Source organism: Pseudomonas sp. S09G 359 (genome assembly GCF_002843605.1).
GTDB lineage: Bacteria > Pseudomonadota > Gammaproteobacteria > Pseudomonadales > Pseudomonadaceae > Aquipseudomonas.
Genome location: NZ_CP025263.1, coordinates 2,678,577 through 2,700,102, shown reverse-complemented (window position 1 = coordinate 2,700,102; position 21,526 = coordinate 2,678,577). Strand labels below are relative to the sequence as shown.

The window sequence follows — 21,526 nt, the reverse complement described above, 5'->3', positions numbered from 1 at the left end:
ACGGTTTAGCTTATTGGGGCTGCTTCGCAGCCCAACGCGGGCAAGCCCGCTCGCCACAACCGCGCTGTGCAAGTTCTAGAGCATGATTTACTCGGTGATCTTGCCGAGGTTGTTGTAGAACAGCGCGTGTCAGCGGTGCTGCTGTCCAAGGACATCTACTGACCCTGGAGCACTCCTGCTTATGTGGCGAGCGGGCTTGCCCGCGTTGGGCTGCGCAGCAGCCCTGAAAACCACACCTCGGTTAATCAGCATGCACTAAGGTTGAGCTTATTGGGGCTGCTTCGCAGCCCAACGCGGGCAAGCCCGCTCGCCACAACGGCGCTGTGCAAGTTCCAGGGCATGATTTACTCGGTGATCTTGCCGAGGTTGTTGTAGAACAGCGCGTGTCAGCGGTGCTGCTGTCCAAGGACATCTACTGACCCTGGAGCACTCCTGCTTATGTGGCGAGCGGGCTTGCCCGCGTTGGGCTGCGCAGCAGCCCTGAAACCCACACCTCGGTTAATCCGCAGACACTACGGTTGAGCTTATTGGGGCTGCTTCGCAGCCCAACGCGGGCAAGCCCGCTCGCCACAACGGCGCTGTGCAAGTTCCAGGGCATGATTTACTCGGTGATCTTGCCGAGGTTGTTGTAGAACATCGCGTGTCAGCGGTGCTGCTGTCCAAGGACATCTACTGACCCTGGAGCCCTCCTGCTTATGTGGCGAGCGGGCTTGCCCGCGTTGGGCTGCGCAGCAGCCCTGAAACCCACACCTCGGTTAATCCGCAGACACTACGGTTGAGCTTATTGGGGCTGCTTCGCAGCCCAACGCGGGCGAGCCCGCTCGCCACAACGGCGCTGTGCAAGTTCCAGGGCATGATTTACTCGGTGATCTTGCCGAGGTTGTTGTAGAACAGCGCAGTGTCACGCCCATCCGTCATCGAATGCAGTGAATACGCACGGTTCAACCGCGCCCCGCCATCGCGTGTCAGCGGTGCCCACACCAGGTTGGCACGGCGCATGGTCGACAGGCTCATCAGCTCGTCAAACGGAATGGACAGGTAGAGGCCTTTGTCGAAGCTGCCTTCGCCATACTGTTCGGTGGACGCGGTGGTGCGGGTGATCCAGGCGCCGATACGCACGCCATTGCTGAACTCGCGCGACAGGTCCAGGGTTGCGCCCCAATCCCTGGCCAGGTAGCGGCCGACACTCAACGCGCCCTGCAGGTTGAACGGCAAATCGGTATAGCCCGTGATATGCCCGGTGACCGTGCGGTAGTCGCGCAGGCTGAAATCCTGCTCGAAACCGCGCTGGCGCACATAGTTCAGGTCGGCACCCAGCGCCCAGCGCTGGCCCATCGGGCGGTACAGCAACTCACTGCCGACGCCGGCGTACATCGACTCCAGCAAACCACCGTAGACCATGCCGTACAGGTCCTGGTCCAGTTGCTCCGCATGGTTGAGCTGAAAGGTCGGCAGGGTCACATCGGAGGCGGTCATGTACTGGCGCAGATCGGTGCGCACCCGTGGCAAACCACTGGGCGCATCGTAGGTAAACCCGTCGTAGTTGTTCAGCAGGTTGACGCTGAGCAGGCCACTCCACCAAGTGTTACGGGTAAAGCGGTACTCCGCGTCGAGGTCGGCGGAAACCTGGTAGAGCAAACCGTCCGGCCCGCCGACATTCTGCTTGTAGCCGAGCCCCAGGCCATAGCTGAAGGGTTTGCGCGGCGGGGTATAGAGCACGGTCTGGGTGTTGGCGCTGGCGCGATTGACCTCGGTTTGACGGTGCAGGTTCTGCAGGTCTTCGCGGTTGTTGAGCACCTCGCGGAAGGTCTTGCGCGGCACGCTGGTTTCCTCGATGGGCATCGCATAACGCTCGCTGACCAGGGTGAACCAGTCAATCTGGTCATTGACGCTGGCGTCCAGGATACGGCTGGCGCGCCCCACGGCCTTGGCACTGTAGAAATAGCGCTGCTGTTCGCCATACACCAGTAACTCCGGCCCGCGTTGGGCGATGCGTTGCACGTTGTAGCCGGCGTTGTCGTGCAGGCGCCGGGACACGGCGGCCCAATCCACCTGATCCATCGGTGTGGTTGGCGCCGCGGCCGGCAACTTGGGCGCCGGCGGGTCATAGGTTTTAACCGGTGCCTTACGGCTGACAAAATTGGTGTGCAGGGTGATCCCGAACATGGCGGTGTTGCCACGCTCCCAGGCGGCACTCACGTCGATGGAATCCGCCAGTTTGTAGACCAGGCCGAGGTTGACCGGCGAGTCCTGGCGTTGGTTGTTATCACGCGGTTCGCTCTGGTAGTCGTTGCCTTCGTATTCCAGCTTGACGCTCAATGGCGCCCACGGCGTCTGGTAGGCGATCCCGCCGAACAACGCGGGTCGCCCGCGAAAGTAGCCGTTGGAGAAACTGCCGGAGCCTTCGGCGGTGGGGCGCTCGTTGAACCGATCATCCAACGCGCCCAGCGGGTTGCCGAAATCACCGCGACTGCCCAGGTAACCCCAGGCGATGCCGGCACTGAAATCCACATCCCCATAGCGCTTGTTGGCCACCAGGTATTCGCTGGAAAACAGCCCGGTGCCACCCAGGTCCATAAACCCCAGTGCCACCTCCGGCAGCCAATGGTTTTCCTGATACAGGCGCACTTTCGCGTCGACGGCCTTGTCCTTGTAGCTCTGGCCACCGCTGAACGACTCGGCGCCATACGGGCGGTTGGTGATCGCGGTGTAGCGGAACGTGCCTTCCAGCCAGTCCAGCGGTTGCGCGGAGAAACTGTAGCGGCTGTAGGGCTCGGTGCGGTTGGCATTCACACTCAGTTCGCCAACCGGCGCCATGCGCGCGGTGGGGGTTTGCAGCAGCCCGACGCCACCAAAATCGCTCTGGGTGTAACGGGGATCGCCGTGTACGACGCCACAAGGCACCAGCAGCACGGCCGCAATACATAATTTCAAGGCGTGACCTCGGCCAGGGGTTGGGTGGCAAGAAACTCGGCCAGTTGCGGGTTCAGCTCCGGGGTGGGCGGGTCCAGGTCGTCGCTGCGGATCGGCACCAGCAGCGTGCTGCCGGGCGCGGGCGGCGCGCCGTTTTCGCGGTTCCACGCGGCAATGCCCAAGCGTGTGACGTGCCCGTCGGGCTGAATCAGCCAGAGGTAATCGCTGTCGGCATCGGCCAGTGCTGGGCAGGCGTCAAGGTAACTGCGGGCCGTCTGCAGCGGCTGGAATACCAGGCTGCATGCAGCACTGACCGCGCCCAATACGCGCACGCGGTCCGGCCGTGGTGGGTAGATCAGGCGGTCGCCGTCGTTGACCACCGGGTTGGGCGCAAAGCCGACTTCCACCGCCACCGGGTCGAGCACCGCCATCTGGCGGCCGGTCACCGGCAAGGCCAGCACCTGTTGATACAGTTGCGCCGCCGCACGCGCGCGGCTTTCGCGCCCGGCGGCCAAGGCGGCACGGTGCAGTGTGTCCAGATCGAACAGCACGCCGGCCTTGAGCCGGGCCTGACGCTCCAACAGCGGTTGGCGCAGCCAGGCCGCGCCCAACCAATAGCCCTCGGCATCCGGTTGCGCTGCACTGATCACGTCGAGCAAACGGGCGCCGGCCTGCAACGGGACCGTGCCCGGCATGCGCACCTGGCCGCTCACCGTCATCGCGGCGGCCTGGCATATATGGACGCAGCTCCACAGCAGCATCAGCGCGGCGATTTTTCCAACAGTCATGGGGCATCCTTGCGCGTGGGTTGCAACCGAGTGATGGTCAGGGTCAGGCTGGGCGTGAGGTGCTGCTCGCTCTGCACGATAAAACCGTCCACGGGGTCGACCCAGTAACGGTTGCGCGCCTTAAAGCCGGCGGCTTCGACGTCTTCATCGAGCCGCAGCAAGGTGTAGGGCTGGTCGAGAATGTCGACGGTTTCAAGGCCCTTGCGGGTGATGTAGCTGGAGACCTCGATGCCCAGGCGATAGCCGTCCACCACGTCGATCTGCCGGGTGCTGCGATAGCCATCCGGCACGCGGTGCAGCCCTTGCTGGAATGGCGAGCGGCCCTGCCAGCGCGTGCCATCCAGGTCGGCGCCGAGGCCGACGGTGCGCACTACCAGGCCATCGCGCAGCAGTAGCACCTGCTTGCCGGAGGCGACCCAGAACTGCAAGTCACCACGCTGGCGAATCAGCGCCATCACCCCTTCGCTGGACACCGTGGTGACCTTGATCTGGGCAAACGGCACCGAATCCACCTGGGCCTGGGTCAACTCCAAGGGCGCCGGCCCGGCCACGGCCGCCTTGAAGGTATCCAGAGAAGCGGTCATCAACGGATTGCAGCCACTCAACAGCCACGCCAACCCTGCGTAAATCACGATTTTCACAGGTTCCACCTTATCGGCTGCTGGCTTCGCTCAAGTTGTTCTGGGTCGACGCGCCGATCCCGATGATCGAAGCGGACGGCACCAACTGGCTGATAAAGCGGTTCCAGCGCGTGATATTCGCGGGGCCGACAAACACCACGTCCTGGGGTTGCACATCAAAGCGCGTGGCCAGGGCCATGGCCGAGGGGGATTGGGCTTGCAGCTGGAACACCTTGGCCGGTTCCACATCGATATTCTGCGCACCACGAATCACGTAGATGGCATCGGCATTGGAGGTGTTCTGGTTGACCCCGCCCACCGAACCCAACACGTCGGAGAGGTTCATGCTGCGGGTCTTGAAACTCAGGGCACGGGGTTGCATGACCTCGCCCATCACATAGATACGCTTGCGGTCGTTGTAGGCCAGGTACAACTGGTCGCCGTCCTTGAGGTAGATGTCGTTCAAGCGCGATGCCTCGAGGTTGAGCGTGTCGAGGTCAAGGCTGTAGCGCTTGCCGCCACGGGTGAGCGTGAGGTTCGACAGGTCGGCGTTGATCGGGTCGATGCCGGCGGCGCCAAGCGCCTCGGTCACGTTCATGGCGATGGTGGTGATCGGCACAGGGCCGGCCTTGATTACCGCGCCGGTGATCACCACTTTCTGGCTGGCGAAGCGCAACACACTGATATCCACCTGGGGGCTGTCGATGTATTGGCGCAGCTTGTCGGTGATCTCACTGCGCAGCGCTTCAATCGATCGGCCCTTGGCGACCACCTCGCCCACATACGGGTAAAACAGGTTGCCCTCGGGGCTCACCAGACGACCATTGGCGTCGATCTGCTGTTGCGGGCCGGACGGGGCGGTGAGTTCGGGGTGGTCCCACACCGTGATATACAACGCATCATTGGCGCCGATCAGATAGGGCCCGGGTTTATAACTCAATAGTTCCGCCGGGATGGAATAAGGCACACGCGTGGCGGCGTCCATTGCCAATAACTTTGGGGTAATTGGAATTAAGTCCACGCGACTGTTTTCGGCGCCGCCGCCTTCGGTCAACGCGGCAGTATCCATATATTGACCCGGCGCAAACATACAGCCTTGCAACACGGCAGCGGCCACGGCTGCCATAGAAAAAATACGCATCATAGTGTTAGGACACTCGCGATAAATCGACAAGAAAAAAAGACCACTTGGGCGGGGATTCCAAGCGGCCTTAAAAGCGGAAGGTTGACAACTTAGTTGCTGGTACCCGTGGTACCGGTAGTGCCGGTGGTACCCGTAGTGGTGCCGCCATTGGAGCTGCCGCCACTATTGGAAGCAGCGGCAACACCGGCAACAAGGGCACTGGCGACCAGCAGGGTTTCGCCTACCGTCACAGAACCCGCCACGGTGGTATCGAGCCACAACGGCAACTCGGCGGCCGACGCCGATGTGCTCAAGACACTGAACACAATAATAGCCAGTGGTAATCTCATCTCAGACTCCTTATCGTCAGTGAGTAGGCAAACCGATAGTGCCATTCAACTAAACAGCGCACCAGACGGATAACTTATAACCCGCTTAGTTGAAAATAACGTTTTCCCGGCGAAGCGCCCGGCCCTCACCGCATTGAACCCATCGACGTTATTTAAAATGTTATTAATTGTCGGAAACTTCAGGCCCTGCCGTACTTGTCTTCAAACCGTACAATGTCGTCCTCGCCCAGATAAGAGCCTGATTGCACTTCAATCAATTCCAGCGCGATCACGCCGGGGTTTTCCAGGGCGTGCACCTGGCCGATGGGGATATAGGTCGACTGGTTTTCCGACACCAGGTAAGTCTGCTCGCCATTGGTAACCCGCGCCGTGCCGCTGACCACGATCCAATGCTCGGCACGATGGTGATGCATCTGCACCGACAACTTGGCCCCCGGCTTCACCGTGATGCGCTTGACCTGGTAGCGCTGGCCGTTGTCCACCGAGTCGTACATGCCCCACGGCCGGTAAACTTCGCGGTGGTTGAGGTGTTCATGACGCCCGGCTTGCTTGAGTTGGTCGACGATGCCCTTGACCTGCTGTACCTGGTCCTTGTGCGCGACCAGCACCGCGTCCTTGGTTTCGACAATGATCAAGTCCTGCACCCCCACCGTGGCCACCAGCCGGCTGTCGGCGTGTACGTAGGTGTTTTGCGTGTCCAGTGCCAGCCCATCACCGCGTATCACGTTGCCGCTGCCATCTTTTTCGCTGGCCTCCCACAGGGCCGACCAGGAACCGATATCACTCCAGCCCGCCTGCAACGGCACCATCACCGCGTCGTCGGTTTTTTCCATCACGGCGTAGTCGATGGAATCGTCCGGGCACGCGGCGAAGGTAGCGGCGTGCACGCGGGTAAACGGCAGGTCCTGGCTCCCTCCTTCCAACGCCACGCGGCAGGCTTCGAGGATAGCCGGCTGGTAGCGTTCCAGCTCTTCCAGGTAACGGCTGGCGCGGAACATGAACATGCCACTGTTCCAGTAATACGCACCGCTGGCCACATACTGCGCAGCAGTAGCGGCATCCGGCTTTTCGACAAAGCGCTTGACCCGGTAAGCGCCCTCGCCCACCGCCGCGCCCTGCTCGATATAGCCGTAGCCGGTGTGGGCGCTGGTAGGGGTGATGCCGAAGGTCACCAGTTTGCCGTCAAGCGCCTGCGGCAGCGCCACTTCCAGGCTGGCATGAAACGCCGGAATATCCTCGATCAGGTGGTCCGCCGCCAACACCAGCAGGATCGGATCGTGGGACTCAGCCACCGCCTTGCACGCTGCCAACGCAATGGCCGGCGCGGTGTTACGCCCAGTCGGTTCAAGCAGGATGCTCGCGTGCTCCATGCCCAACTGGCGTAATTGCTCGGCCACCAGGAAACGGTGCTGTTCATTGCAGATCAACTGCGGCAAGGCGACGTTGGCCCCCGTTAGCCGCGTGATGGTCTGTTGCAGCATCGACAGCTGCGCATCGGTCAGACGCAGGAACTGCTTCGGGTTCAACTGCCGCGAGAGCGGCCACAGGCGCGACCCCGAACCTCCCGCCATGATCACCGGTAATAACATGAGAACATCCTCGGGAGAGAGATTCAGAAATAGGCACGGGTGTGTTCATGCACCCGCGAGCTGAAGCGCAGTTCGTCCTGGGGCCACCAGCGGTATTGCTGATGCTGCTCCGTGGGCGGCTGCAGGGTTTCGTCATCGGCCAGTTCCAGGCAGTAGCTGAGCACCACGTAATGGGTGTCCGGCCCGGACCCTGCGTTGGCAAACACGCTGTCATCGTAAAAGTGCTCGAACACCCCCAGAAGCCGCGCCTGGGCCCGCTCAAAGCTGCGCCCCAGTTCGTCATGGGTGATGCGCCGGAATGCGCTGTCCAGGCGTTCGTTTTTCTGGATACGCCCGCCGGGCACGAACCAGAAGCCATAGGCCGGCCGGTTGACCCGCAGGCCCAGCAAGGCATCGCCCCGGCTGTTTGTTACTACCAAGTCGATCGCCACCAGTGGCGTCGACGCGACGACCGTCGTGAAGGTCGGTGAATCAAGCCACATACCCGTCAAACCTGTGCCAGAAAACGTTGCAGAATGCGTTCCTTGTCGAGGAACTCCTTGGCGTAGTTCAACGCCACTTCATTGCGCGGCGGCAATGCCAACACCCGCTCGATCCCCGCGTTCAGGGCCGCGACCGACTCCGGCTCAATCAACACCGCAATGCCCGGGTGTTCCTCGCACAGGCGGCCGAGGGTGGTGCCGGGGTCGGCGGTGATGATGGCGTTGCCGCCCACCGCCAGGATATTGGTGAGCTTGGAGGGCAATACCGCGTCGGCCACCCCGCGTTTCTGGATCACCAGGTGCGCGTCGGCCGAGGCCAGCAGTGCCGGTAAAGCGTCATAGGCTTGCAACGGCGCAAACAGCACATTGCGCAGGCCGGCATGCTCTACACGCTCGAGCAAGCGCGCCTTGCCGGTGCCCTGCCCGACGATCAGAAATACCAGGTCCGCACGCTCGGCATGGGCCTGTGCGGCCTCGAGGATCAGCTCCAGGCCCTGCTTTTCACCAATGTTGCCGGCGTACAACAACACCCGTGTGCCGGGGGCTACGCCGAGGCGCTCCAACAGTGCGCGACTGCGCGATACCTGGCGAAAACGCGCGGTCTCCGACCAGTTCGGAAAGAACACCAGCCGCTTGCCAAGAACCCCTTTGCCACGGGCCTTGTCGAGCATGCCGGTGGAAATCGTCGAGACCCGGTCAAAGCGCCGCAACAGCCAGCGCTCGATGCCAAACGCCACGCGGCGCAACAGCGAACCGCCACCGATACCGAGGCCGAACATCGCATCCACCTCGTAATCCTGGATATGCAGCACCGAGCGCGCACCACTGAGCTTGGCCAGCAACAGCGCCTGGGGCGCACAAAACAACGTGGGCACCACCAGGATCACCAGGTCCGGCTTCCAGCGCAGTTGCGCCAATACCGCCAGCATCGAGCTGGCAGAGAAGCTCGCCAGGTGCAACAAACGCGTCAACCCGGTGGGCTGGCGCGGCACATACAGCGGGCAACGAATCACCGTCACGCCGGCATCCTGCTCGGTGCAAAAACGCCACGCCGAATAGCCCTCGCCCACCTGCCACTGCGGGTAATACGGCGGGGCCGTCACCACGCGCACTTCATGGCCCTGGCCCGCCATCCAGCGCGCCTGCTCACCGCTGTACTTGCCGATGCCAGTGAGTTCCGGGCTGTAGTTGATGCCATACAGAAGGATCTTCATCACTGGCCCCGAGGCTGTTCGAGGGCGGCGAGATAGGCGTTATAGGCATCGCGCAGGCCTTCCTCAAGCGGCACATAGGCTTCCCAGCCCAGGGCATTGATGCGGCTCACATCCAGTAGCTTGCGCGGCGCGCCGTCGGGTTTACCGGCATCGAAGCGCAAGCGCCCGTTGAAACCGGTGACCCGCACCAGCGCCTGGGCCAGCTCGGCGATAGTGCAATCGACCCCCGTGCCGACGTTCAAGTGCGAGCACATCGGCTGGGTCTGCTCGCGATAGCGCTCCTGGCTGATTTCCATCACATGCACGCTGGCCGCCGCCATGTCATCCACGTGCAGGAACTCACGCCGGGGCCGTCCGCTGCCCCAGATCACCACCTCGTCGTCACCGCGCTGCGTCGCCTCGTGAAAGCGGCGCAGCAAGGCCGCGATCACATGGCTGTTTTCCGGGTGATAGTTATCGCCAGGCCCGTACAGGTTGGTGGGCATCACGCTGCGATAATCACGGCCGTGCTGGCGGTTGTAGCTCTCGCACAACTTGATGCCAGCGATCTTGGCCACCGCATAGGGTTCGTTCGTCGGCTCCAGCGCGCCGTCCAACAACACTGCCTCGATCATCGGCTGCGGCGCATGCACCGGGTAGATACACGATGAGCCGAGAAACAACAGCTTCTGCACGTCGTGGCTATGGGCGGCATGGATCACATTGGCCTGGATCATCAGGTTCTGGTAGATGAAGTCGGCCGGGTAAGTCGCGTTGGCGTGAATCCCGCCGACCTTGGCCGCCGCCAGGTACACCTGGCCCACCCGGTGCCTGGCGAAGTACGCCTGCACCGCCGCCGGGTCGAGCAGGTCCAGTTCATCGCGGCCGGCCGTGAGAATCTGCGTATACCCCAGCGCCCACAACCGCCGCACAATCGCGGAACCCACCATGCCACGATGGCCGGCGACAAAGATCCGTGCATCAAGATCGCGTGCCATGCTCAGTTCTCCACGGCGATCGGCGCGTCATGCCCGTGCAGGCGCAACAAGGCGTGGCGCTGGGCGACTTTCAGGTCTTCGCGCACCATCTCCGCACACATTTGCTGTGCACTGATCTCAGGCACCCAGCCGAGGATGCGCTTGGCCTTGGCCGGGTCGCCAAGCAAGGTTTCCACCTCCGCCGGGCGGAAGTAGCGCGGGTCGACGCGCACAATCACATCCCCCACCAGGATGCCCGGCGCCAGGTCGCCGTCTACCTGCTCGACCACCGCCACTTCGTCCACGCCCGCGCCTTCGAAGCGCAAGCGCACCCCCAGTTCCGCCGCCGACCAGCAAATGAACTCACGCACCGAATACTGCACGCCGGTGGCGATCACAAAGTCCTCGGGCACCTCCTGTTGCAGCATCATCCACTGCATGCGCACGTAGTCCTTGGCGTGACCCCAGTCGCGCAGCGCGTCCATGTTGCCCATGTACAAGCACTGTTCCAGGCCCAGGGCGATATTGGTCAGCGCGCGGGTGATCTTGCGGGTCACGAAGGTTTCACCACGCCGCGGCGACTCGTGGTTGAACAGGATGCCGTTACACGCGTACAGCCCATAGGCCTCGCGAAAATTTACGGTGATCCAGTAGGCATACAGCTTGGCCACCGCATAGGGCGAGCGCGGGTAGAACGGCGTGGTTTCTTTCTGCGGGGTTTCCTGCACCAGCCCGTACAGCTCGGAGGTCGAGGCCTGGTAGAAGCGGGTCTTTTTTTCCAGGCCGAGCAGGCGAATCGCCTCGAGGATGCGCAAGGTGCCCAGGGCATCCACATCGGCGGTGTATTCCGGCGAGTCAAAGCTCACGGCGACGTGGGACTGGGCGCCGAGGTTATAGATTTCGTCGGGCTGGATCTGCTGGATGATGCGTGTCAGGTTCGACGAGTCCGCCAGGTCGCCATAGTGCAGGATCAGGTTTTTATGCAGGGCTTGAGGGTCCTGGTAAATATGATCGATGCGCTGGGTATTGAACGACGACGAACGTCGCTTGAGGCCGTGCACGGTATAGCCTTTTTCCAGCAATAGTTCCGCCAGGTACGAGCCATCCTGACCGGTGATTCCGGTGATGAGCGCAACTTTGTTCATGTCAGTCTCCCAATTGATAGGCGAGCGAAGGCCGACACCCAAACTTGGGTGTTTGTTAAAACGCTCGGTTACTTCGGTGTGGGCAGGTTCAAGTTATGCCCGGTCAACTTTGAAAGTTCCCGGACAATGGCTTCCTTATCGTTTAAATGCGCAATTGCGGTTTCCAGCTCCAGTACCTTGGCGCCCACCAGGAAGCGGTACCAATAGCCCTGGAGCAGGTGATAGACCAGGCCGCTGCGGCCATCGAGAAACCCCAGCTGGATGATGTAGCGCCAGAGGAAATAGGCGGTGGAACTCAGGGTGAACGGCACACGGTTGTACAAACGGTTCTTGACCAGGCGCTTGACCTTGGCCTGCAACGAACTCTGCCCCGTATGCAGTTCATCGCGAATCGCAAACAGCCCCAGCCGCGCGTTAAGCACTTCGATCGCTTCGCGGGTGGCGTACCCGTTGTGTTTATGGGTGAAGAAGGTCAAGTCGTGCAGGTTATGGTCGGCAAACCCGCCTTCCAGGGTGATGGTGCGGCCCTCCGCCACCGAGATGTGCTCGTCCATCCAGCGGTCTTCCATGCGCCCCAGCCCCGTGCGCCACAGCCGCAGCATTCGCAATGGGTAACGGCCGCCGTGGCGCACCCAGCGGCCCATGAAAATATGCTTGCGCTTGAAGTTGATGCCGCTGATATCGTCGGCCAGGCCCGGCAGCCGAGCATTGATTTCGGCAGCCAGGTCGGCCTCGATGATTTCGTCGGCGTCCAGGCGCATCGTCCAGTTGCCGGTAATCGGCAAATGGTCCAGGGCCCACTGGAACTGCTTCGCCTGGTTGACGAACGCGTGCTGCACCACCAGCGCACCGTGGCGCCGGGCGATGTCACAGGTGTCGTCGCTGGAGAACGAGTCCACCACCAGCACTTCATCGCTGAAGGCGCGCACCGAGTCGATCGCCCGGGCGATGTGCAGGCTTTCGTTGTAGGTGAGGATGATCACGCTGACGGTTTCACGCTTCATCTCAACCACCGTGCAGTTGCAGGACTTCGGTGGTCAGCCGGCGCGGTGAACGCGCGGCGCGGAAGTGGCTTTCCAGGGGCAGGCCCACGGCGATCATCATGATCAACCGCTCGCTGGCCGCAATGGCGCCAATGCTGCGGATCTTGTTTTCGACTGAATTGAGCACCGCCAGGTTCAGCGGGCAGGCGCCCAGGCCATTGGCATGGCAGGCCAACAGCAGGCCCATGGAAAACAGCGCGCCGTCCACATACAGCTGGTTGCGCTGGCCGGCGCCGCCCCAGGCGGTGACTTCCGAGGTGACCACGAACAGGTTGTCCACCGACTGCGCAAACCCACGCGAGCCGCCTTGCAGGTCGAGCAATTGCGCGATCACCGCGCGGTCCTGATACACGTGCACCCGCGACGACTGGCGGTTGCACTGCGACGGTGACGACTGCGCCAGTTCCACCAGCGAGGTCAGCAAGTGGCGGTCGATCTTGCCGGCCTGGAACATGCGGCAACTGGAGCGCGATTGCAGGAACGCCTTGGCGTCGAGCCCACCGTTGCCCAGCCACGGCGCGGCGCGCTTGATGCCGCCCGTGCCGAGAGTGCCGTCGCGCTTGAGGTGCTCCACGTAGGCGTCGAGGTAAAATACAAAATCATCGCTGATGCCCAAGGTACGGTGCAGGTCGAGGTAGCCCTGGAAAGCACCCAGGGCCATCTCCAGCGGCAGCGCCGAATAGCTGCGGTCGTACTCGTTGAGCATATGGATGATGGCGTTGATCTTGTCCTTGCCGAACAGTGGCTTGGGCTCCTTGAGGGACAGGCCTTTTTCCACGGTGTGGGTTTCGATCAGGATCTTGTAGAACAGCTTCTTGTTGCGGCTTTCCAACGGCGAATAGCCGTTGTGGCGAATAAACCTGAGCATGTCGCGAAAGAACTCGCTGACGAAATACATCAACTTCCATGCCTTATCCATCATGCGTTTCACCTGTTTCATAGTGCGATGTCTCGAGGTTTTAAAGGGCGGCATGGCGCACCGACGCAGATCATCCAGGCCGCCAGGTCCGAGGTGACCACCGAACGCGCGCCGACCACACAGCCCTCCTCCAGCACGCAACCGGGATGGATAAAGGCCTCGGCGGCCACCCATACGTGGTCCTTGATCACGATCTCCCGCGTCACCAACGGCCGCAGCAGGCTGCGAGTGTCGTGGGTGCCGGTGCACAGGAAGCTGCGTTGGCTGATGGTGACTTTGGAGCCCAGGGTGATCCTGGCCATGGCGTACACGTCGACCCCATCGGCGATGGCGGTGTAGTCACCTACCTGCAGGTTCCATGGCGCCCAGATGCTGCACGTGGGCGCAATCCGGCAGCCCACGCCGACCTTGGCGCCAAAGCAGCGCAGCAGCCAACGCCGCCAGCCATGCAGCATCCAGCGCGGCGTGGGGCGAAACAGCAGTTGATAGACCAGGCTCCACAACAGGCGGCGCGCCTTGTCGCTGCGGGGCAAGGTGTCGACATACTTGAGTTGGGCGAAATCGCTCATGGCTGCAGCGCCGCCAGCTGGTCCAGCAGGTAGCGCTCGCCCACCTGCTGCAGCGCCTGGCGCCGGGCGCGCACCGCCACCCAGTCGATAGGCGCGGCGATCAGGGCCTGCACCTGGTCGGCGTTATCCGCCGGCAGGAAGCGCTGGGACAGTTGCAACTTTTCCAGCAGGTTGCGCACGCGGGCGTTCAGCGAGGCCTTGGTGCCTGGCAGGCCCACGGCAATGAACGGCTTTTCGAAAATGATCGCGAACACCGTGGCATGGAACGAGTTGGTCACCACGTAGGCGCTGTCCTTGAGCAGCTTGAGCCAATCCTGCGGGCCGACCTGCACGGTCTGCCCGATCTGCCGCCAGCGCCGATGCGCGTTGTAGGGCGAGACAATCGGCCCGGCCACATGGTGCGACAGCGCCTGGGCCACTTCGCGCACGCCCACGCCGGTACGCAGCGCGTAGCAGAACACATGGCCGGTGCGGGTCTGAGTGGCTGTGGCGAGCAGCGCCGAATAGTCGCGGTGCAACAGCGTCGGGTCGGGGACGCACTGGGCCGCCAGCCCTGCCACCTGCTGCACGATGCCCACGCCACTTTCCTCGCGTACGCTGATCGCCGCTAACTGCTTGAGCAGGCCCTCGGCTTCGGCATGGTATTCGGGCTCCAGGTATTCCTTGCCGAAACTGGCGGCGTAGGAGATGCGTCGAATCGCCTTGTCGCAGTCAAACGCCAGGAAATACGCAGGGTCCAGGCCGGTCTGGCCCGACGGGTTCCAGATCTGGTCACTGCCCGCCACCAGCAACTGCTGGCCGGCGACAGCCTGGTTGAGCTGGTCGGCGTGGGCGTAACGCGGTTCCTGGATATTCAGGAAGCGTGCCTTGAACGCCTGGAACTGGCGCGACTGGGCATTCGGCCCGAGTACCCGGGTTTTCAACGCCAGGGCCTTGAGGTACAGCGCCTTGAGGTTGGCCTTGAGCTGGCGCGGGTTGAACAGTTGGCGGATCTCGCTGCCATCCTCCACGTAGGCCGGGTGGTAGTTGATCAGGCTTACCTGCAAGCCCTGCTGCTGCAGCCAGCGCTGCAAGGCATAGGCTTGCAGTACGGCGCCGAAGTTCTCGCTGAAGTGGTAGGTCAGTATCCCGGCCCTGACGGGGCGTGCCGATGCGCTCATGATCCAGCCTGTCTTGATAAGAAATGTGTAAGAGGGGCCGCCTGGCGTGCAGGCGCGGCTTTGTTGAGCAAACCGATGAACATCGACCACACCAGCAAATAGCTGCCATCAAAGGTGGTGAAGAACTGGTAGCTGGTCTTGAACGAGAAAATCAGCAGGATCGCCACCACCGCCAGCGACACCGGGTTGCGCGGCAAGCCGCTGAACAGCAGGCCGAACAGCCCCACACCGATGACCCCCAGCTTGGCGGTCACGCCCCAGTAGCCGTTCTCGATATCGAACTTGGAGTTCTCGAACCAACGCTCGTCATTGGTCGGCACGCCAGGGGTCAGCTGCTTGGCCAGGCCATTGCCGAGGAACACGGTGGCGGGGTTGTCGAGAAACGACTCCTTGGCATGGGCGATCTCGAATGCACGGGTCACGTCCTCGCCCTTCTCCTCGAACAGGTAGGTGGCAAAGCGCGACACCGCCAAGGGGCTGGCATAGAACGTCAGCGTGCCCAGCGCGCCGATGGCCACCACCAGCACTGCGAGCGACTTGAGCTTGCGCTGGGTGATCGCCGACAGCAGGATCATCACCGCCATGGCTGCGAGGATGGTCTTGGAGCCCGCCGCCAACAGCGTCACCGCAAGAATCAGCATCAAGCCGATCTTGCGCTGGCAGCAGGCATAGAAAAACAGCAACACCGCCGAGCTGGTGGGGAACAACATGATCCGCCCCACTTCGTCGCTGGACTTGGAGGCGGCGTTGGTCAGGTCGATACCCACTCCGTAGAGGCTGACCTGCAACAACTGGCCGAGCGCAAAAACATAGATGGCCCGCTCAAGGATGCGCCGATAATTGCGGCTGTGAGCACGGGCGATTTTTTCGACATGGGCGAGCACATGGCTGTACCCGGCCAACAGCAGCACAAAATACAAAAACGGAATGCCCGAACGCAGGAACTGATACAGCGAAATTTTCGCGCCGCTGCTCACCAGCACCTGCAGCACACTCGACGCCACCACCAGCGCCAGCAACGGCAGCGCCCTGGTCAACCCGCGCAGCCCATACACCACAAACGGCAGCAACAACAGCAGCGCCAACGGCTGCGACAGGTTGTTGCTCAGCGCCAGGGGCAAGGCAAAAAACGTCAGCGGCAAGTAGAGCGTGAGGCGCGCCTGGGACAACATCATGGGCCCACCTCGCTGACACGGATCAACCGCAGGTACACCAGCACCACCAGTTCCGGCAACGCCAGCAACAGTGATGCGCCCAGCAACGGGTCGATCAGTGCCTTGCACGCCAGCCACAGCAGCAAGGCCGCCAGGCTGCTCAAGGCGTAGATCAGCGACGTACCGGTGTGGCGGTTGGTGGAAATCAACATCGCCGCCAGGATGAACCAGGCCACATTCAGGATCGTATGGGCGCCGATCAGTGCCAATGACAGGCGGTCGACCTGCACCAGGCCATGGCTCCACAGCGTGATGACCTGCGGCCCGCCCCAGATACCGGCGGCATACACCAGCACGCACAGGCTCAGCACCAACGAGCTGGCGCGCTGGGTAAACCGTCGCGCCTGCTCGAACTCGCCGCGCCCGGCCAGCCGCGAGATTTCCGGCGTGAGGGCGTTGCTGCAGGTGATGCCCAGTTGGATGATCAGCCGCATCAGCGTGCGCGCCATGGTGTAACCCACCACCACCGCCGGGCCGGCAATCTGGTTGAGCACTTGCAGGCCGCCTTGCAAGGTAATCGCTTGCGCCAGCGGGATCGCTGCACTGCCCACCGCCGGTTTCCAGATAGCGCGAAACTCAGCCCACGACGCCGCCGCCAGCCCCAATAACGGCCAGGGTGAAATGCGCCGTACGAACAGGGTCACCAGCAGCAGGAACAGCACCTGGCTGAAGAACATCCCTTGGGCCAATTGCAGCTCGGAACCACCGAGCAGCAGCACGCCGATGGACAACACGATGTCCAGGGTCCTGCGGTTGGCCATGATAAAGACCCCGCCGACGGTCCGGTCGATGGTACGGAACCAGGCGTCAATCGGCCCACCCAACAGGCGCGTACACAAATAGCCGGACATGAACAGCACCACCAGGCTGGCCTGCTCGGGCGCCAGAGTCTTGAGCTTGAGCAATGCCACCCAATCGAGCCACTGGCCCAACGTCAGGGCGAACACCAGCACCAGCGCAACCACGGCCAGGGTAAAGGCCAGCGCGGTCTGCACACTGCGCCGCGCACCCGCCACATCACCCTGGCTGGCGCGCAAGGTGGCGCTGGTGGCAGAGGCCTGGGCCACCCCCAGGTCGAGCAGGCTGAGCATCGACGGGATGCCGGTGAGTACCAGCCAATCGGCATAGCGCCCTGTGCCCCAGGCATGCAAAAAGAACGGTACCAGCACCAGTTGCGCGGCCAGCGTCACCAGTTGGGTGTAGCCATAGCTCAGCACGTTGAGGCGAAAACGGCGCGCCAACGACCGGGGCATTTCAAGCACCTTATCCATGGGTCATCAGGCCTTGTCGGACTGGTAGGCGTAGCTGTAATAGCCGTAGTCGCCATAGCCATAACTGGCGGACCGGCGTTTCTCCACGCCATTGAAAATCGCGCCCTTGAGCTCGATGCCGTTCTGATAAAAGCGCCGCAGGGTCAGCTCGATTTCCTTCGCCGAGTTCACGCCAAAACGTGTAACCAACAAGCTGGTGCCGGCCTGACGCCCGACAATCGCCGCGTCGGTCACTGCCAGCAACGGCGGTGTGTCGATGATCACCAGGTCATAACGCTCGCTGACCTCTTCCAGCAACGCGGCAAAATTGGGGTGCATCAGCAGTTCCGACGGGTTGGGCGGAATCTGCCCGCGGCCGATGAAATCGAAGCGCTCCACCGCGGTCGGGTGAATCGCTTCCTGCAGGTCGCAGCGCTTGACCAGCAGGTCGGACAGCCCGGCTTCCACCGCCTGGCCGAGCATCTTGTGCAGGTAGCCCTTGCGCATATCGGCATCGATCAGCAGCACGCGCTGGCCCGACTGCGCGACGATGGCCGCCAGGTTGGCCGAGACAAACGTCTTGCCCACCTCGGGACTCGGGCCGGTGATCATCAGCCGGTTGTTCTTCGACTCGAGCATGGCGAAATGCAGGCTGGTGCGCAGGCTGCGCATGGCCTCCATCACCAGGTCATGGGGGTGATTGATGGCCAACAGCGTCGGTGCGCTGGAGCGAGATTTGGCAGCGTTGATCTCCTCGGACTTTTGCAACAGGCTGAACGGAATCGACGCATACACCGGCAGGCCGAGTTTCTCGATGTCATCCGGGGTTTCCACGCCACGGTTGAGCAGGCTGCGCACCAGCACCAGGCCCACCGAAAACATGCCACCGAGCAGCATCGCCAGCAGCACCACAATCACCTTGCGCGGCTCCACCGGTTTACTCAGGTTGGCGTCGGCGCTGTCGATCAGGCGCACGTTGCCCACGGTGCCCGCACGCATCACGTCCAGCTCCTGGGAACGGTTGAGCAACTGGGTGTAGATCTCGGTGCCCACCTGCACGTCGCGGGTCAGGCTGAGCAACTCCTGCTGGGTGCTCGGCAGGCCCTCGACACGCTTGGTCATCTGCGCCTGCTTGGCATTCAATTCAGCCAGTTTTGCCAGTAATGCACGGTAAGCCGGGTGCTGGGGCGTGAACTTGCGATCCATCTCGGCCTGTTGCAGCTTGAGTTCGGAGATACCCGTGTCCAAGGCCACCACCTGGTCGAGCACCGCCTTGGCTTCCAGGCTGATGTCGATGGATTTGCTGCGGGTCTGAAAGCGGTTCAGGGCGTTCTCGGCCTTTTCCAGGTCGCGCCGCACCTGGGGCAACTGGTCGTTGAGGAACGACAGGCTCTGCGCTGCTTCGGCCGAGGTGCGGTCGACGTTCTGCTTTACATAGAGGTTGGAAATTTCCGTCAGCGTGCGCACCGCCAGGGCCGGTCGCGTGCTTTCCAGGGAAAGGCTGATGATCCCCGACTCCTTGCCGCGCTCGATCACGGTGAGCAGGTCCTGATAGTCCGCCACTGCATCCAGGCGCGGCTTGCGCACGATCTTGAAATGCGCGCCAGGGTTGGCCCGCAGCTCCTTGATCAACACCTCGACGCCGTTCGCGGCAAATGGCTCGCCAACATGGCCCGCAGCGATCTGCTGGCCATCTTCGTCAAACAAACCGTAAGCCTGGCCCTCGCCCGCCACCAGCACCAGAGAGGTACCGAGCAGCGCAGCCGGCAGATTCAATGTGCTTAACACCAGGCGCTCGCCACCCGCCGACCATCGACTGAAACCCAGCAGCGGCGGCGCGATATCGCCGCTGTGTTCAGGCACGTAACGCCGCGCGAGGAAGCCACCGATCAACGGAAAATGCTGTGGGGTAATGGTGATATCCAGCGCCAGGGTATCGACGGTCTTGCCGATAATGGTGCGTGACTTGATCAGTTCGATCTCGGTCACCGCCGGCGACTCCTTGCCCAGCAGGCTGCTGACGTCGGAGAAGCCGAGCATGTCATTCTTCTTCGGTTCCACCTGGATCAACGCATTCGCCTGGAACACCGGCGCCGCCAGGATCGCGTAGGCCGCGCCGATCAGCATGCAGGTGCCAGTAACCCCTGCGATCAGCCATTTGTGATCGATCAGCGTGCCGAGCATGCCGAGCACATCGATCTCGTCACGGTGGGGGGTGTCCGGGGAAGCGTTCTGGGGTGAATACATAAATCGCGTCTTCGTCCTTGCAATCATTTAAAGAGGGAGCGTCAGCGCGCCAGGCGCTGGGCCCAGGCCTGTGCGGCCTGTTCGATCAATGCATAGGCCTGCACAAAGGCAGGCTTGCCCTGGCGATAGGGGTCCGTGATTTCGCGGTCGTGCTGCCACTTGCCCAACAGGAACACCTTGCCCCGCGCCTCGGGAGCCAGGTTGAGCACGCCGTCGATGTGCCGCTGCTCCATCACCAGGATCAGGTCAGCCTCGCTCACGGCGCCGGCGTCGAGTTGCCGCGCCTTGTGCGCGCGGGGCGCATGCCCGTGTTCCAGCAGTACCTGCCCGGCCGTCGGCTCCAGCGGATGGTCACGCAGGGCGGCCAAGCCGGCCGAACTCACCTGGATCCCGGAGGGCGCCAGTGCGGCGCCCAGCAAGTACTCCGCCGTAGGGCTGCGGCAAATATTGCCGATGCAGACAATCAGTATCTTTCTGAACAAGGCAACCTCCCACGCACCGCACACTTATTCATCGGCAAAAGGGACGACCTTATTTAAGTTTCTACAACTAACGACGGGGCGATTATGACCACAGCCGATAAACATCGACCATCTATCGCGTAGGACAAAAAATAACAGCGACGGTATTAACCGACTAAAAATAACATTCGAGTACTTTTCCACCTTCGCATAATAAAGTGCCACTTGAATGCAACAACGAAGGCACGGCCATGAACATGTCAAAGTTATTGGTAGAGCGTATTGGCCTATTTCCTTCTTCAGGAAATATTCATGTCGAGGTGAATAATTCGACCCGTGTTGTCGAGCGCATAAATGTGCTGTATGCCGACAACTCCCTGGACAGCGACGAGTCCTGCTCAGGGCTGTCCATGGTCTTCGCCGATTGGCGCTTCAAATTGCAGGTCAGCGATGCATTGTCGGTGTGCCTGTGCGTGGAAAGTCGCGGCGACCGCCAATTCATGCAGGTCAAGACCGCCGAACTGCTGGCGAATATCTCCGGCGCCGAGGAACGCCCATGAGCCTGTTGGGCGACGTGCGACGCGGCTATGCGCTAAGAAAGCTGACGGGGATGTTCGAAGGCTTTGGCGAACCGGCCTCGGGTGCGCAGTACCAGCGCAACACCCAGGCCATTGGCCGTTGGCTGGACCAGCTGCAGGGCAGCTCTGCCCTGCAAATCACCCATGCGTTGTTCAAGCAGATGCAGGGCGCGCACCGCCGGGGTGATGTGCGGCGTTTCAATGCGCAGACGCTGTTGCTGGAGTTGATGGTCGAAAGCAACCTGGCGCTGGACCTGGCGACTTACTCAGCCTTCCTGTGTGCCGCGTCCAACCGCCAGGAGGGCTCCTGATGCGCCTGTTCGGCACCGGACAGGCTCACCGCGACACGATTGAGCAGCCCTTCGGCGTTGTACTTGGGCACCAGTGCGCAGGCGAGCAAGAGCACCAGGCCGCCGCCAATGAATGCCGGGGGCACCTTGACCTCGGCGGGTTCGATTCGCCATAAAAACGTAATGGCCGCCAGTACACCCAGTGTCGCCCCGGCCAATGCTTCATTCAGTGGGTGGATATAAGGCGCGACACAATAGGCACTGAACCACGCACCGATCAATACACCCGCCAATGCCGCCGGCCAACGCAGCGCCGAGTTGAACTGACGCGCGACCAGACTCAACCCCACCGTTAACATCAGGCACGTGTTCATCGCATGTCCACTAAGTACGGCGATGTCCACGTATTGAAACGCTACGCCCCAGCCTTTGAATAACAACTTGCTGAACGCAACAATCGAATAAGTAATACCGACGGTCATGACCCACGCGCGCAATGCCCAAGGGTTGGAATACCTTAGCCATACGGCAATGATGATCGCGGCCGGAATCATCACGGTAATACCGCCATAGTGCGCAAGTTCTGCCCGCATAGTGCCCCACCCTGACGCGCCC

The 21,526-nt window shown here is 62.0% G+C and carries 21 protein-coding genes; 2 read left to right on the top strand and 19 right to left on the bottom strand.

The features are described from left to right. Positions 1–858: 858 nt before the first annotated feature. The 18 genes from CXQ82_RS12115 to CXQ82_RS12030 all read right to left on the bottom strand — a co-directional run bounded on the left by CXQ82_RS12115 (position 859) and on the right by CXQ82_RS12030 (position 20,064). On the bottom strand, positions 859–2,934 hold the full coding sequence (locus CXQ82_RS12115; protein WP_101269184.1) for a YjbH domain-containing protein: 2,076 nt from the start codon (positions 2,932–2,934) through the stop codon (positions 859–861). Further along, positions 2,931–3,674 carry a capsule biosynthesis GfcC family protein gene (locus CXQ82_RS12110; RefSeq protein ID WP_371917356.1) on the bottom strand — a complete coding sequence of 248 codons (744 nt, stop codon included), beginning with the start codon at positions 3,672–3,674 and terminating at the stop codon, positions 2,931–2,933. Before CXQ82_RS12110 ends, CXQ82_RS12115 begins: the two co-directional genes overlap by 4 nt. 23 nt (positions 3,675–3,697) lie before the next feature. Next, the gene (locus tag CXQ82_RS12105) at positions 3,698–4,285 is read right to left on the bottom strand and encodes a YjbF family lipoprotein (RefSeq protein WP_157832200.1); all 588 of its coding nucleotides are present in this window, start codon (positions 4,283–4,285) and stop codon (positions 3,698–3,700) included. A gap of 67 nt (positions 4,286–4,352) precedes the next feature. Continuing rightward, positions 4,353–5,465 (bottom strand): polysaccharide biosynthesis/export family protein, encoded by a 1,113-nt coding sequence (locus tag CXQ82_RS12100; protein ID WP_101269178.1) that lies wholly within the window; start codon positions 5,463–5,465, stop codon positions 4,353–4,355. 89 nt (positions 5,466–5,554) lie between these two features. Next, on the bottom strand, positions 5,555–5,794 hold the full coding sequence (locus CXQ82_RS12095; RefSeq protein WP_101269175.1) for a hypothetical protein: 240 nt from the start codon (positions 5,792–5,794) through the stop codon (positions 5,555–5,557). Between the two features lie 179 nt (positions 5,795–5,973). Next, a complete protein-coding gene (locus CXQ82_RS12090) occupies positions 5,974–7,383 on the bottom strand; it encodes a mannose-1-phosphate guanylyltransferase/mannose-6-phosphate isomerase (protein WP_101269173.1) in 1,410 nt (469 codons plus the stop codon). A gap of 23 nt (positions 7,384–7,406) precedes the next feature. Continuing rightward, complete coding sequence (locus CXQ82_RS12085; protein WP_101269171.1) at positions 7,407–7,865, bottom strand: GDP-mannose mannosyl hydrolase; 459 nt, start codon at positions 7,863–7,865, stop codon at positions 7,407–7,409. Positions 7,866–7,870: 5 nt separating this feature from the next. Further along, positions 7,871–9,079, bottom strand: coding sequence for a glycosyltransferase WbuB (locus CXQ82_RS12080; RefSeq protein ID WP_101269169.1), 1,209 nt, complete (start codon positions 9,077–9,079; stop codon positions 7,871–7,873). Beyond that, the gene (locus CXQ82_RS12075; RefSeq protein WP_101269165.1) at positions 9,079–10,056 is read right to left on the bottom strand and encodes a GDP-L-fucose synthase; all 978 of its coding nucleotides are present in this window, start codon (positions 10,054–10,056) and stop codon (positions 9,079–9,081) included. Before CXQ82_RS12075 ends, CXQ82_RS12080 begins: the two co-directional genes overlap by 1 nt. 2 nt (positions 10,057–10,058) lie before the next feature. Then, positions 10,059–11,180 (bottom strand): GDP-mannose 4,6-dehydratase, encoded by a 1,122-nt coding sequence (gene gmd, locus CXQ82_RS12070; protein ID WP_101269163.1) that lies wholly within the window; start codon positions 11,178–11,180, stop codon positions 10,059–10,061. Positions 11,181–11,248: 68 nt separating this feature from the next. Beyond that, positions 11,249–12,184 carry a glycosyltransferase family 2 protein gene (locus tag CXQ82_RS12065; RefSeq protein ID WP_101269161.1) on the bottom strand — a complete coding sequence of 312 codons (936 nt, stop codon included), beginning with the start codon at positions 12,182–12,184 and terminating at the stop codon, positions 11,249–11,251. A gap of 1 nt (position 12,185) precedes the next feature. Beyond that, positions 12,186–13,145 carry a nitroreductase family protein gene (locus CXQ82_RS12060; protein WP_157832155.1) on the bottom strand — a complete coding sequence of 320 codons (960 nt, stop codon included), beginning with the start codon at positions 13,143–13,145 and terminating at the stop codon, positions 12,186–12,188. Between the two features lie 14 nt (positions 13,146–13,159). Continuing rightward, positions 13,160–13,711, bottom strand: a complete 552-nt coding sequence (locus CXQ82_RS12055; RefSeq protein WP_101269157.1) for a putative colanic acid biosynthesis acetyltransferase — start codon at positions 13,709–13,711, stop codon at positions 13,160–13,162. Beyond that, a complete protein-coding gene (locus tag CXQ82_RS12050) occupies positions 13,708–14,871 on the bottom strand; it encodes a polysaccharide pyruvyl transferase family protein (protein WP_101269155.1) in 1,164 nt (387 codons plus the stop codon). The genes CXQ82_RS12055 and CXQ82_RS12050 overlap by 4 nt, the downstream gene beginning before the upstream one ends. After that, complete coding sequence (locus CXQ82_RS12045) at positions 14,868–16,046, bottom strand: O-antigen ligase family protein (RefSeq protein ID WP_101269153.1); 1,179 nt, start codon at positions 16,044–16,046, stop codon at positions 14,868–14,870. Before CXQ82_RS12045 ends, CXQ82_RS12050 begins: the two co-directional genes overlap by 4 nt. Continuing rightward, entirely contained in the window at positions 16,043–17,338 is a 1,296-nt protein-coding gene (locus tag CXQ82_RS12040; RefSeq protein WP_157832154.1) for a lipopolysaccharide biosynthesis protein, read from the bottom strand. Before CXQ82_RS12040 ends, CXQ82_RS12045 begins: the two co-directional genes overlap by 4 nt. A gap of 24 nt (positions 17,339–17,362) precedes the next feature. Then, entirely contained in the window at positions 17,363–19,582 is a 2,220-nt protein-coding gene (locus CXQ82_RS12035) for a polysaccharide biosynthesis tyrosine autokinase (protein WP_101269147.1), read from the bottom strand. A 41-nt stretch (positions 19,583–19,623) separates the two neighbouring features. Beyond that, on the bottom strand, positions 19,624–20,064 hold the full coding sequence (locus tag CXQ82_RS12030) for a low molecular weight protein-tyrosine-phosphatase (RefSeq protein ID WP_101269145.1): 441 nt from the start codon (positions 20,062–20,064) through the stop codon (positions 19,624–19,626). Between the two features lie 299 nt (positions 20,065–20,363). Here CXQ82_RS12030 and CXQ82_RS12025 point away from each other — a divergent pair, with 299 nt between their 5' ends. Then, positions 20,364–20,603 carry a phosphomannomutase gene (locus tag CXQ82_RS12025; protein ID WP_256581898.1) on the top strand — a complete coding sequence of 80 codons (240 nt, stop codon included), beginning with the start codon at positions 20,364–20,366 and terminating at the stop codon, positions 20,601–20,603. Further along, complete coding sequence (locus CXQ82_RS12020; protein ID WP_101269141.1) at positions 20,600–20,932, top strand: hypothetical protein; 333 nt, start codon at positions 20,600–20,602, stop codon at positions 20,930–20,932. Before CXQ82_RS12025 ends, CXQ82_RS12020 begins: the two co-directional genes overlap by 4 nt. Here CXQ82_RS12020 and CXQ82_RS12015 read toward each other — a convergent pair. After that, entirely contained in the window at positions 20,884–21,504 is a 621-nt protein-coding gene (locus tag CXQ82_RS12015) for a hypothetical protein (protein WP_256581897.1), read from the bottom strand. The genes CXQ82_RS12020 and CXQ82_RS12015 overlap by 49 nt on opposite strands. Between the last annotated feature and the right edge of the window lie 22 nt (positions 21,505–21,526).